The organism is Malikia granosa (assembly GCF_002980595.1).
Taxonomy (GTDB): Bacteria; Pseudomonadota; Gammaproteobacteria; order Burkholderiales; family Burkholderiaceae_C; genus Malikia; species Malikia granosa.
This window is the reverse complement of the sequence record NZ_PVLQ01000085.1, coordinates 1-12,265: the sequence shown is the minus strand read 5'-3', so window position 1 is coordinate 12,265 and position 12,265 is coordinate 1. Positions and strand designations below refer to the sequence as shown.

Below are 12,265 nucleotides of genomic sequence, written 5' to 3'. Positions count from 1 at the left end.
CGCCAACACCTTCCTGCTGGCTGCCGGCAAGCGCATCGGCGACTCACTGGCCGAGCCCGAGATGGTGCGCGAGGCGCAGCAGGTGATGGACATCATGAAGGAGCGCGGCGCCGAAGTGCCGCTGCCGGTCGACGTGGTGGTGGCCGACGAGGTGTCGGCGCTGGCGCGCGCCAACCGCATCCCGGTGGAGGAAGTCGGCCCGCACGACCGCATCCTGGACGTCGGCCCCAAGACCTCGGCCAAGCTGACCGAGATCATCGCGCACGCCGGCACCATCGTCTGGAACGGCCCGGTCGGCGTGTTCGAGTACCCGCAGTTCGCGGGCGGCACCAAGATGATGGCATCGGCGATCGCGCACTCGGAGGCGTTCTCGATCGCCGGCGGCGGCGACACCCTGGCCGCGATCGCCAAGTACCACATCACCGACGATGTCGGCTACATCAGCACCGGCGGCGGCGCCTTCCTCGAGGTGCTCGAAGGCAAGACCCTGCCGGCCTTCGAGGTGCTGGCCAAGCGCGCCTGAGCGTAAACGGGCGGGACCGGCAAGGTCCTGCCTGCGTCAGGCATGAGCCGGCTGCGTGCCGGCTTTTTTGCGCCCGCCCGCGTTCAGAACGCGTAGCCGACGCTGAGCTTGACGACCGGATAGAAACCGATCTTCTCGATCTCGTTGCGGTAGGACTGGCGTTCCTGGTCGAAGTCGGCGCTGAAGCCTGGCAGGGCTTGCAGACCCGAGGTGGCCGTCAGGTCGCCCTTGGCCTTGCCGATCTCGGCACCGATGTCAATGCCGAACCGGAAACCTTTCTGCGACAGCTGGCCCAGGCCCCAGCCGATGCCGAGGTAGGGGCGCGGCTTCGGGAAATCGAGCGTGGCGCCGATGCTTTCACCCGGCGCGACGGCATACATGGTGCCGTTGACGTCGATTTGGCCACCAGTGGCCTCGCCCTTGAAATTGGCGCCGGCCTTGCCGAAGTTGACGCCCCCCGTCAGGCGGAACTTGCCGCCAAACGGAAAGTAGTCGGCCAGCAGCGAGATGCCCTTGACGTCGAGGTCGCCCTTGTAGCGGATATTGCTCTCGGTCGTGTTGAAGCTGTAGCTGGCGGTCGAGAGTTCGGCGCGCAGGCTGGACTTCTCGCCCAGCGCCACGCCGAGACCGACGCCAAGCCCCTGGCTGCCGACCGAACCGTAGGCCAGCACAGTCTCGGGCATCCTGAAGGCCGAGGCCTGCTGCGCGGATTCCTGGGCGCTCGCGCTCATTGCGCAAGCCATGCCGGCGGTGGCCAGCAGTGCATGGAAGACAATCTTTTTCATCAGATTTGGATGTAGTAAACGGCTTTTCACCGCTCAATAAATGGGCGATTTGATATGTAACTCGCCGAGTTTATCGTAACAACATGTATCTGATCTGACGTGGTCAGTTTTTGCATGTCCAGGCGCCGGCTTGCAGTCGGCCGGATCGCGACCGCAGCAAGAAGTACAGGCAAAAAAAACCCCGGTCGACAGGACCGGGGTAAGAAGCCTTGTTGCTGTCACACATCAGGCACCCGCTCAGGGAGGAAAAGCGGGAGGTCGTCGCAAGACAACCTGAGACAAATTATAAATATTGCCTTGCCATTGTCAACATATATGGCACAAAAATTATTTCTTTAGCATTTAAGTCATATCAGGGATTCAAGGCCAGTGCGGCTGCACCGCGATGCCAAGAGCCTGCAGGCGCTTGCGGCAGGCCAGCACGGCCTTGTCCTTGCTGAGCAGCGTGGCGCGCTGCTGCAGCGCGAGGTCGATGAAGCACTGGTCGTCCGGATCGGCACAGCGCACCGGCGCGCGCGGCGCGACTGGCGCCCATTCGACCCGGGACTCGAATTCGGCCAGCACCGCCAGGGGGGTGCGCGCCAGGGCCTGCAGGCGCTTGGCGACGGCTGGATAGCCGAGCACGCGCAAGAACTCGTCGCGCATCGCTGGCGTCGCGAGCCAACGCAGCTGGCCCGACTCGAGCGCGGCGCGCACCGGCTGCGCGTGCGGATCGTCGAACACCCAGAGGTCGAGCAGCCAGTTGGTGTCGATGACGAAGGCCGGCAAGGCAGTCATCGCTGGTCCGGCTCGGGAACGGCAGCTGGCTTGCGCGCCGAGCCGGCCAGCAGGTCGAAGCGGAACAGGCGGCATTCGATCGGGCCGTTCCACATCGGTACCCGGCGCGATTCCTTGAAGCGCATCTTGGCCGGCAGCTTGAGGTCGGGCGTCAGCAGCCAGGCGCTCCAGCCGGCGTAATGCTTCTTCCAGTGCGAGGCGAGCTGAGCGAAGAAGTCGTTGTTCTCGAGCCCGTCGGCGGTCTGTGCGGTCTCGCGCCCGCGCAGCGTGGTCTCGACCGGTGCGCCGGCAGTGAAGACGCGCACGCCGCCACGACCGGCCGCGCGGCTCTCGGCGCGCTGGCCGGCAACGCCGGCAGCCGCGATGCGCTCGCCGTAGGGCGGGTTCAGCAGCAGCACGCCCGGCGTGGTGGTCGGCGGCATGCGCTGCAGCGCGTCGCCGCCGCGCAGCTCGAGCGCCTGCATGACGCCGGCCCGCTCGGCATTGCGACGCGCGAAATCGACCATGCGGAAGGCGATGTCGCTGCCGAAGATGAAGGGCTGGGCCGGCAGCGGACGCTCGGCGTCCTTGGCTTCCTGCTTGAGTGCCTGCCAGACATGGGGCTGGTAGGGCAGCAGCTTCTCGAAGGCGAAACGGCGCTGTCCGCCAGGCGCGATGTGAAGCGCCATCTGCGCCGCCTCGATCAGCACCGTGCCGCTGCCGCAGCAGGGGTCGTAGAGCGGCACCGGCTGGCCGTCGGGGCCCGGCTCGCCGGTCCAGCCGGTGGCGGCGATCATCGCGGCGGCCAGGGTTTCCTTCAGCGGCGCGTCGCCCTTGTCCTCGCGCCAGCCGCGCTTGAACAGCGGCTCGCCCGAGGTGTCGATGTAGACCGTGCAGGCGTCATGGGTCAGGTGGGTGAAGATGCGCACGTCGGGGCGCAGCGTGTCGACGCTCGGGCGCTCGCCGCGCTTGTGGCGCAGGCGGTCGCAGATCGCATCCTTGACCCGCAGCGCGGCGAAGTTCAGGCTCTGCAGCGGGCTGTGCTGGGCCGTGACCTCGACCTTGATGGTCTGGCGCGGCGTGAACCAGATCTCCCAGGCCACCTCGCTCGCGATGTCGTAGACATCATGCTCGCTGCGGTAGGGCTGGTAGGCCAGCCGCACCAGCACGCGCTGGCTCAGCCGGCTGTGCAGGTTGAGCTTCATCGCGTCGCGCCAGCTGCCGGGCAGCTCGACACCGCCGCGCGAGGCCAGCATGCTGGCCTGCGGCAGGCCGGTGATGCGCTCGATCTCGGCGGCCAGATAGCCCTCGACGCCGGCGGCGCAAGGCAGGAACAGGGTCAAAGCATTCATGGCGGATCTCGGTGCTCGGGTGGACAGGCTCCGGGCTTGCGGGCCCGGGCCGGGGAGTGTAAGCGCTGGCGCGAGCTTACAGCGCCTTGCGCAGATGGGTCGGCGCGATGCGCAGCGCCTCGCGGTACTTGGCGACGGTGCGGCGCGCGCACTCGATGCCCTGGGCCTTGAGCAGCTCGGCGATCTGGCTGTCGCTGAGCGGCTTCTTCGGGTCCTCGGCCGCGACCAGCTGCTTGATCAGCGCGCGCACCGCGGTGCTCGAGGCGTTGACCCCGGTCTCGGTGCCGAGGCCGGAGCCGAAGAAATACTTGAGCTCGTAGGTGCCGAACGGCGTCGCCATGTACTTGGCGCTGGTGACGCGACTGATGGTCGACTCGTGCAGGCCGAGCTCGTCGGCGATCTCGCGCAGTACCAGCGGGCGCATCGCGAGCTCGCCCTGCTGGAAGAAGCGGCGCTGGCGCTCGACGATCGCGGTCGCGACGCGCAGGATGGTGTCGAAGCGCTGCTGGATGTTCTTGATGAACCAGCGTGCCTCCTGCAGCCGCTGCTGCATGCCCTGGGCTGCCTCGCCCTTGTGGCCGCGCAGCGCGCTGGCATAGACCTCCTGCACGCGCAGGCGCGGCATCACCTCGGGGTTGAGCCGGACCTGGAAGCCCTGCTCGGTGGCACTCACGAGCACGTCGGGCACGACGATGTTGCGCTGCAGGTCGGCAAAGCGCCGGCCGGGCTTGGGCTCGAGCCGCGTGATCAGCGCCAGCGCCTCGCGCACCAGCAGGTCGTCGAGGCCGCATTGCACGACCAGGCGCTTGACATCGCGCTTGGCCAGCAGCTCGAGCGGTTGCTCGCAGATCGCCAGCGCAGCGCGCGCCGCCGGACTGTTGCGCAGCTCGAGGATCTGCAGCTTCAGGCATTCGGCCAGGTCGCGTGCGCCGACGCCGGCCGGCTCCATGTGCTGCAGCCAGTGCAGGGCGGTGTGCAAGAGCTGCAGCAAGGCCTCCTGGCGCTCGAAGCGCAGGGGCTCGGGCCAGGCTTGGCCGCGTGCCATTTCCTCCTGCAGCAGCAGGGCCTCGGCCAGCTCGGGCAGCGGGTCGGCCAGGTAGCCGTTCTCGTCGAGCGACTCGATCAGGAAGTAGAGCGCGGCGCGCTCCTCGTCGTTCAGGCGCAGGGAGAGCGACTGCTGGTGCAGGTGGGACTGCAGCGTGACCCACTCGCTCGCGAGGTCGATGGCGCTCGCGCCCTCCTCGTCGCCGCCCGGGCCCTGGCGCGCCGGTGCCTCGCCGCCCCATTCGCCATCGTCGGGACTGGTCTCGACCAGGCCGTCGCCCTCCCAGCCGGCGTCGAGCGCGACCATCTCGTCGCCGCTCTCATTGCCGCTATCGCTGCCGGATTCAGCGGCCGGACCGGTCGCGGCCTCGGACTCGGCCGCCGCGCCCGGGCCCTGGGCCAGCGGGGAAGGCGGCAGCTCCGCCGCCTCGCTGACCTGGTCGCCCAGGCTGACGGGCGCGTCGGCCTGGCCGAGACCATGGGCCTCGCCTTCGGCCTGCTCGGCCTCGGCATCGAGCTCGAGGAAGGGGTTGTCGTCGAGCATCTGCTCGACTTCCTGCGCCATCTCGAGCGTGGACAGTTGCAGCAATCGGATCGATTGCTGCAACTGCGGCGTCAGCGACAGCTGCTGGGAATGGCGCAGCGACAGCCCGGGTTTCATGGACATCTGTGCTTCACATGCGGAAATGTTCGCCGAGATAGACCCGGCGCACATCGGCGTTCTGGATGATCTCGGCCGGCGTGCCCTGCGCGAGGACGCGGCCCTCGCTGATGATGCAGGCATGGTCGCAGATGCCCAGCGTCTCGCGCACATTGTGGTCGGTGATCAGCACCCCGATGCCGCGCGCGGTCAGGAAGCCGATGATGCGCTGGATCTCGATCACCGCGATCGGATCGACGCCGGCGAAGGGCTCGTCGAGCAGGATGAAGCGCGGATCGGTCGCCAGCGCGCGCGCGACCTCGACCCGGCGCCGCTCGCCGCCCGACAATGCCGGCGCGGGGGTGGCGCGCAGATGCTCGATGTTGAGCTCCTGCAGCAAGGCCTCGAGCCGACGCTCGATCTCGGCCTGGCCCAGGGCCTTGCCCTTGGCATCGACCTGCAGCTCGAGCACGGCGCGGATGTTGTCCTCGACGCTGAGCTTGCGGAAGATCGAGGCCTCCTGCGGCAGGTAGCCCAGGCCGAGCCGGGCGCGGCGGTGCATCGGCAGGTTCTCGATCGGCTGGCCGTCGAGCCGGATCTGGCCGGCATCGACCCGCACCAGGCCGACGATCATGTAGAAGGAGGTGGTCTTGCCGGCGCCGTTGGGGCCGAGCAAGCCGACCACCTCGCCGCATTCGACCGACAGCGAGACATCCTTGACCACCATGCGGCTGCCATAGGACTTCTGCAGCCCGCGCACCTCGAGCCGGCTGCTGCAGACGGCGTTCATGGCTGGACTCCGAGGCCGGTGCTCGGCTGCAGGCCGACTGGCTTGCCGGCAGCGGGCTCGGCGCGCGAACGCGGTGCGAGCGTGGCGCGCACCCGGCCCGAGGGGTTGGCCGGCGAGGCGCTGGTCGCGCCGCCCTCGACCCGGAACACCTCGGTCCGGTTGTCGTAGACGATCACGGCGCCGGCGGTCTCGTCGCTCAGGACCTGGCCCCGGTAGCGGCGCAGCACCGCCTGGCCGCTGAACTTGACCTGGTCGGCCCGGCTGTCGTATTCGATCCGCTGCGCCTGGCCCTCGATGTACTCGTCCAGGCCCTCGCGCTTCTGGCGGAAGCTCGCGACCTGGTCCGGCCCCGCGAGCACGATGCCGAACTGGTGGCCCTGCGGGTCCTGCCTGACCTCGACCCGGGCGCCGCGGATCTGGATCGTGCCCTTGGTGATCACGACCCGGCCGGTGAAGATGCTGGTCTGGCTCGCGTCGTCATAGCGCAGCGCGTCGGCCTCGGCGTTCATCGCCTGTTCGCGATCGGCCCGCTCGGCCAGGGCGGCAGGCGTCCAGCTGGCACAGACCAGCGCCAGCAGGGCGGTCAGCGAAAAGCGTAGGGTGGTGGTCTGGGGCATGGTCTGGGGCGGCACGAAACTTGCATTGATTGTAGCGACAGGGCGTCTCCCGGTCACGTCATCCGCTGCGGCTGCCGGGCGCGGGCGAAAAAAAAGCCTGCGCGGTGGCAGGCTCGGGTGCAGGACAGGCGGCCGGCTCAGCCCTTGCGGGCTTCGGCGATCAGCGCATTGACGATGGGCAGGGTGCGCTCGGCCTGGCCGGGCACCAGGAAGCGGCCCGCGATGCCGACCGCCGGCGTGCCCTCGACCTGGTACAGGTCGGCCAGCTGGCTGGCGCGCTTGACCTTGCCGGCGACGCCGAAGGACTGGTAGGCGGCGAGGAACTTGGCACGATCGACGCCGGCCTTGGCCACCCAGTCGGCCATCGCCTCGGGCTTGTTGCCGGCCGGGCGCACCGAGTCGGTAAAGAACAGCGCGAACAGCTTGTCGTGCGTAGCCTCGAGCTGGCCCATGGCCTCGAGCGCGTAGTAGACGCGCTGCAGCGGCTCGGCGAACACCGGCACCCGCTTGAAGCTCACATGGGCCGGTTTCTGCTGCAGCCAGGCCTTGACCTGGGGCTCGAACTGGAAGCAGTGGATGCAGCCATAGGAGAAGAACTCCAGCACCTCGACCTGGCCGGCCGGCGCATCGACGGCCACCGGCTGCTTGAGGCGCAGGTAGTCCTTGCCTTCCTTGAAGCCGGACTGGGCCTGGACTGGCAGGCTCAGCAGGCCGGTGCCGGCCAGGGCGGAACCCGCCAGCAGGGTGCGGTTGAAGATTCGACGTTGCATGAAAAAGACTCCTGATCCGGTAGGGGTTCAGCGCTGGCTGCGCACCAGCGCCACCTCGACGCCCTGGCCCACCAGGCGCTCCTGCACCCGGTCGGCTTCGGCCTTGCTGCTGTAGGGGCCGAGGCGCAGCCGGTAGACCAGACGACCGGCCTGTTCGCGCTCGCTGACCTTGAAGTCGAAGCCCAGCATCGCGAGCTTGGCGCGCTGGGTCTCGGCTTCCTCGGGCGCGCGGAAGGCGCCGGCCTGGACGAAGTAGATGTAGGGCTCGGGCTTGGCCGCGTCGCTGCGCGCATCGATCAGCTCGCCGAGCGGGTCCTTGGCCGCTGGCTTGGCCGCCGCTGCCGGCTTGGACTCGGGCGGCACGGCAACAGGCGCGGGGGCTGGCTTGGCCGGCTGCTCGGCGGGCACCGCGACGGCAGCCGGAGCTGGCGCAGCGGCGGCCGGCGCGCTGTCCTCGGCCGGCTTGGTCACCGGCACGGTCTTGCTGGCCAGGCCCGCGTTCGGGTTCCAGTCACGGTTGCGCAGCTGCTCCTGCGCATCCTGGTCGGGCTTGGGCTGCAGGCCCCGGTCGACCAGCGGAATCGGCACCTTGGTCACGTAGACGGCGACCGCCAGCGCGGCCCCGAGTCCGACCAGCAGACCCAGGATGAATCCGAGCAGGGTTCCCCCCCTGTGCTTGTTCATAGGCATTTACATCTTCTGTGGCGCGCTGACACCGAGCACGGCCAGGCCATTGTGCAACACCTGCGCGGTTGCTGCCACCAGCGCCAGCCGGGCTTGCTTGACGGCCTCGTCATCGACCAGGATGCGCTCGGCGTCGTAGTAGCTGTGGTAGCTCGAGGCCAGCTCGCGCAGGTAGAAGGTGACGTCGTGCGGCGCGAAGTCCTGCGCCGCGGCGCTCAGCATCTCGGGGTACTTGGCCAGCTGCAGCATCAGCGCCTGGGCCTGCGGACCTTGCAGCGGCGACAGGTCAACGGCCTTCAGGCTGGCGACATCGCCACCCCAGGCCGCCAGCACCGAGCAGATGCGCGCATGGGCGTATTGCACGTAGAACACCGGGTTGTCGTTGTTCTGCTGGATCGCCAGGTCGACGTCGAAGGTGTATTCGGTGTCGGGCTTGCGGCTCAGCAGGAAGAAGCGCACCGCGTCCTTGCTGGTCCATTCGATCAGGTCACGCAGCGTGACATAGCTGCCGGCGCGCTTGGAGATCTTGACCTCCTCGCCGCCCTTGACCACGCGCACCATGGTGTGCAGCACATAGTCCGGATAGCCCTCGGGGATGCCGACATTGGCCGCCTGCAGGCCGGCGCGCACGCGCGCGATGGTGCCGTGGTGGTCGGTGCCCTGGATGTTGATCACCTTGCCGAAGCCGCGCTCGAACTTGGTGATGTGGTAGGCGACATCGGGCACGAAATAGGTGTAGCCGCCATCGGACTTGCGCATCACGCGGTCCTTGTCGTCGCCGTAGTCGGTGCTGCGCAGCCAGAGCGCGCCGTCCTGCTCGTAGGTCTTGCCGGCGTCGATGAGCTTCTGTACCGCCTGCTCGACCCGGCCGCTGGTGTAGAGGCTGGACTCCAGGTAGTAATGGTCGAACTTGACCTGGAAGGCCTGCAAATCCAGATCCTGCTCGTGGCGCAGGTAGGCGACCGCGAACTGGCGGATGCCGTCGAGGTCGTTCACATCGCCGCTGGCTGAAAAAGAGCGATCGTCGGCCTTGACCGTCTTCTTGGCGAGGAAGTCGTTCGCGATGTCCTGGATGTAGTCGCCGTTGTAGGCGGCCTCGGGCCATTCGGCATCGCCCGGCTTGAAGCCCTTGGCGCGCAGCTGGGTGCTGTTGGCCAGGGTCTGGATCTGCACGCCGGCGTCGTTGTAGTAGAACTCTCGGTGCACGTTCCAGCCCTGGGTCTGGAACAGGTTGCAGATCGCGTCGCCGAGCGCGGCCTGGCGGCCATGGCCCACGTGCAGCGGACCGGTCGGGTTGGCCGAGACGAATTCCACCAGCACCCGCTCCTCGCGCGCCGGCTGCTGGCCGAAGCAGGCGCCGGCTTCGAGCACCTCGCGCACGATCTGCTGCTTGGCGGCGGCTTTCAACTTGACGTTGAGGAAGCCGGGACCGGCGATCTCGAGCGCCTCGACCCACTGCGCATAGGCCGGGGTGGCCAGCAGCGCGTCGACCAGCTGCTGGGCCAGCTGGCGCGGGTTGGACTTGAGCGCCTTGGCCAGCTGCATCGCGGCGGTGCAGGCGTAGTCGCCATGCGCGGCCACCTTCGGGTTTTCGAAAGCGGCCTTCGCGCCGGCGCCGGGGGAGAGTTTTTCCAGCTCGGCAGCCAGGGCGGCGAGCAGTTCGTTTTTGACGGTGAGCATGGAGCCGGATTCTACGATTGACACCGCCCGGACCTTATATTCACGGTCTCGAGAGCAGGCGTCACGCCTTACTGGAATCCCATGAAGAAAACACCGATTGCCGCCCTGGTCCTGGCCAGCGCGGCCCTGGCGCCGGCCTTAGCCGCCGAGATCCCGGACCTGGCACAGGCCAAGCAATGCCTAGGTTGCCACAGCGTCGACCGGGATGCCCTCGCGCCCTCGTTGCGCAACATCGGGACCAAGTACAGAAAGGTCAGGCAGGCCGAATCGATCATGGTCGAGATCATCACCAAGGGCTCACCGCTGCTGGCGGACGGCAAGCACTGGGGCGCGATGAAGATGCCCGGCGCCGGCACGCGGGTGCCGGTCAGCGAGGCCGAGGCGCGCCAGCTGGCCGACTGGATACTGGCGCTCTGAAGCCTGAAGCCTGAAGCCTGAAGCCGGCTGCGGCCCATGCTCAGTCGCCCCCTGCTGCCGGCGGCAAGGGAGCGAGCTGCTGGCTGGCGGCTTGCCGGACCGCCTGGGTCAGGGCTTGCGCCGACGGCGGCTCGCGCAGCCAATGCTGCCAGTAGAGCGCCACATCGACCGTCGCCTGCGGCAGCAAGTCGATCAGCTCGGGGCCGCCGACCCGGCGCGCGAGCTCATGCTCGGGCACCATGCCCCAGCCCAGGCCGAGCTCGAGCGCGGCCATGAAGGCATCGGTGGCCGGCACGAAATGGCGCGGATAGGCCGCCTGGCGCAGGCCGAAATGGCGCTCGAGAAAGATGTCCTGCAGCGCGTCCTTGCGGTTGAAGATCACCGCCGGCAAGGCCAGCAGGCGATGCGGCGAGACCGCGGCGCCGGCGCTGCGGCATTGCTGCACCAGCTCCGGCAAGGCGACGCAGCGGTAGCGCATCACGCCCAGCGGCTCGGCGACGCAGCCGTGCATCGGGCTGGCCAGCGTCGTGACGCAGCCATTGACCTCGCCATGCTTGAGCGCATCATGGGTGTGGTCCTGGTCATCGACCACGATGTCGAGCAGCAGGCGCTGGCGCCGCAGCAAGGGCGCGACGCCCGGCAGGAACCAGGCCGCGACCGAGTCGGCATTGACCGCCACGCTCAGCCGGTGCCAGTCTTGCCCGGCGGCGGGCAGATGACCCGGCAGGCTCGCGAGCAGGTCGGCCTCCATCAGCTGCAGCTGGCGTGCATGCGCGAGCAGGGCCTGGCCCGCGACGGTTGCCCGCAGGCGCTTGCCGCGCACCAGCAGGTGCTGGCCCAGCGACTCCTCGAGCGCCTTGACGCGCAGCGAGACCGCCGCCAGCGTCAGGTGCAGCTGTTCGGCCGCGGCGCCGAAACTGCCATGCTCGAGCACGGCGACCAGGGCTTCGAGCTGACGGGCGTCGAGCATGATTCAAGTATTTCTTGATTGAAACCAGATTTATTTAACTGAGTTTAAATGCAGGCGCAAGGCGGCACACTGAGCACCAGCGCGCCGCAAGCTGTGCAGCGCCCACGGAGTCCCTGCCATGTCGATCGCCCTGCCCTCCCTGCTGCCCCCTGCCTTCAGCGCCGGCCTGGCGCTGAGCCTGTCGCTGATCATGGCGATCGGGCCGCAGAACGCGCATGTCATGCGCATGGGCCTGCGCCGCCAGCATCTCTGGCTGACGGTGGCCACCAGCATGCTGGCCGACTTCGTGCTGATCACGCTCGGCGTGCTCGGGCTGGCCGAGCTCGGGGGCTTGAGCGACAAGCTGCAGGGCGCGCTGGTCGGTGCCGGCGTGCTGTTCCTGCTGGTCTACGGCTGGCAGGCGGGCCAGCGCTGCTGGCGCCCGGGCTCCAGCCAGCCGCTGGCGGCCGATACCGATGCCGGCCAACCGATGACGCGGCGCCAGGCCGTGCTGACGGCGCTGGCCTTCTCCTGGCTCAACCCCCATGCCTGGCTCGACACCGCGGTGCTGATAGGCAGCGCCTCGCTGGCCTGGGGCCGGCCCGGCAACCAGCTGTTCGGCGCTGGCGCGCTGACCGGATCGCTGCTCTGGTTCACGCTGCTGGGCGCAGCGACCTGCTGGCTGGGCCGCCGGCTCGGATCGGCCTGGCTCTGGCGCGCCATCGACGGCCTGGTCGCGCTCATGATGTGGGGCACCGCGGCCTGGCTGCTCAGCAGCCTGGGCTGAGACCGGCGAACAACCGTCACCCGGGAGCGCTAACATAGCCGGATCCTGATTCAGGGCCGGTCCGGCCCCCTACCCGCCATGAAAATCGCCATCGCCGGTACCGGCTACGTCGGCCTCTCGAACGCCGTGCTGCTGGCCCAGCAGAACGAAGTCGTCGCGCTCGACATCATCCCGTCCAAGGTCGAGCAGCTCAATGCGCGCCAGTCGCCGATCGAGGACGCCGACATCGAGCAGTACCTGGCAGAGAAGCCGCTGAACCTGCGCGCGACGCTCGACAAGCGCGAGGCCTACGAAGGCGCCGACTACGTCATCATCGCCACCCCGACCGACTACGACCCGGCGACCAACTACTTCAACACCGGCTCGGTCGAGGCCGTGATCCGCGACGTGCTCGCGATCAACCCGGCGGCGGTGATGGTGATCAAGTCGACCATTCCGGTCGGCTTCACCCAGAAGGCGCGCGCCCAGTTC

At 68.4% G+C, this 12,265-nt stretch carries 14 protein-coding genes; 4 read left to right on the top strand and 10 right to left on the bottom strand.

All coding sequences use genetic code 11. The features are described from left to right. A partial coding sequence (pgk, locus tag C6P64_RS15790; RefSeq protein WP_105749501.1) for a phosphoglycerate kinase occupies positions 1-523 on the top strand: 523 nt, incomplete at its 5' end. 83 nt (positions 524-606) lie between these two features. Here pgk and C6P64_RS15785 read toward each other — a convergent pair. From C6P64_RS15785 to argS, 9 genes are all read right to left on the bottom strand, one after another. Continuing rightward, positions 607-1,308, bottom strand: a complete 702-nt coding sequence (locus tag C6P64_RS15785) for a hypothetical protein (protein WP_105749500.1) — start codon at positions 1,306-1,308, stop codon at positions 607-609. Positions 1,309-1,668: 360 nt separating this feature from the next. After that, the gene (locus tag C6P64_RS15780; RefSeq protein WP_105749499.1) at positions 1,669-2,085 is read right to left on the bottom strand and encodes a PIN domain-containing protein; all 417 of its coding nucleotides are present in this window, start codon (positions 2,083-2,085) and stop codon (positions 1,669-1,671) included. Continuing rightward, positions 2,082-3,416 (bottom strand): THUMP domain-containing class I SAM-dependent RNA methyltransferase, encoded by a 1,335-nt coding sequence (locus tag C6P64_RS15775; RefSeq protein WP_105749498.1) that lies wholly within the window; start codon positions 3,414-3,416, stop codon positions 2,082-2,084. The genes C6P64_RS15780 and C6P64_RS15775 overlap by 4 nt, the downstream gene beginning before the upstream one ends. Before the next feature lie 76 nt (positions 3,417-3,492). Next, positions 3,493-5,121, bottom strand: coding sequence for an RNA polymerase factor sigma-54 (gene rpoN, locus C6P64_RS15770; protein ID WP_105749497.1), 1,629 nt, complete (start codon positions 5,119-5,121; stop codon positions 3,493-3,495). 13 nt (positions 5,122-5,134) lie between these two features. Next, entirely contained in the window at positions 5,135-5,890 is a 756-nt protein-coding gene (gene lptB, locus C6P64_RS15765) for an LPS export ABC transporter ATP-binding protein (RefSeq protein WP_105749496.1), read from the bottom strand. Next, the gene (gene lptA / locus C6P64_RS15760; protein ID WP_105749495.1) at positions 5,887-6,507 is read right to left on the bottom strand and encodes a lipopolysaccharide transport periplasmic protein LptA; all 621 of its coding nucleotides are present in this window, start codon (positions 6,505-6,507) and stop codon (positions 5,887-5,889) included. The genes lptB and lptA overlap by 4 nt, the downstream gene beginning before the upstream one ends. 137 nt (positions 6,508-6,644) lie before the next feature. Then, a complete protein-coding gene (locus C6P64_RS15755; RefSeq protein WP_105749494.1) occupies positions 6,645-7,277 on the bottom strand; it encodes a thiol:disulfide interchange protein DsbA/DsbL in 633 nt (210 codons plus the stop codon). Between the two features lie 27 nt (positions 7,278-7,304). Next, entirely contained in the window at positions 7,305-7,967 is a 663-nt protein-coding gene (locus tag C6P64_RS15750; RefSeq protein WP_342747552.1) for an SPOR domain-containing protein, read from the bottom strand. After that, positions 7,968-9,641: an arginine--tRNA ligase gene (gene argS / locus C6P64_RS15745; protein ID WP_105749492.1), complete on the bottom strand. Its 1,674-nt coding sequence runs from the start codon at positions 9,639-9,641 to the stop codon at positions 7,968-7,970. 81 nt (positions 9,642-9,722) lie between these two features. Between argS and C6P64_RS15740 the strand changes: the two genes are divergently transcribed. Further along, entirely contained in the window at positions 9,723-10,058 is a 336-nt protein-coding gene (locus C6P64_RS15740; RefSeq protein WP_105749491.1) for a c-type cytochrome, read from the top strand. 40 nt (positions 10,059-10,098) lie between these two features. Here C6P64_RS15740 and argP read toward each other — a convergent pair whose 3' ends face one another. Continuing rightward, positions 10,099-11,028: an HTH-type transcriptional regulator ArgP gene (gene argP, locus C6P64_RS15735; protein WP_105749490.1), complete on the bottom strand. Its 930-nt coding sequence runs from the start codon at positions 11,026-11,028 to the stop codon at positions 10,099-10,101. A 118-nt stretch (positions 11,029-11,146) separates the two neighbouring features. Between argP and C6P64_RS15730 the strand changes: the two genes are divergently transcribed. Beyond that, complete coding sequence (locus C6P64_RS15730) at positions 11,147-11,794, top strand: LysE/ArgO family amino acid transporter (protein ID WP_105749489.1); 648 nt, start codon at positions 11,147-11,149, stop codon at positions 11,792-11,794. 78 nt (positions 11,795-11,872) lie between these two features. Beyond that, positions 11,873-12,265 (top strand): 2-dehydropantoate 2-reductase N-terminal domain-containing protein (locus tag C6P64_RS15725; RefSeq protein ID WP_281257976.1); only part of this gene is annotated, 393 nt, incomplete at its 3' end.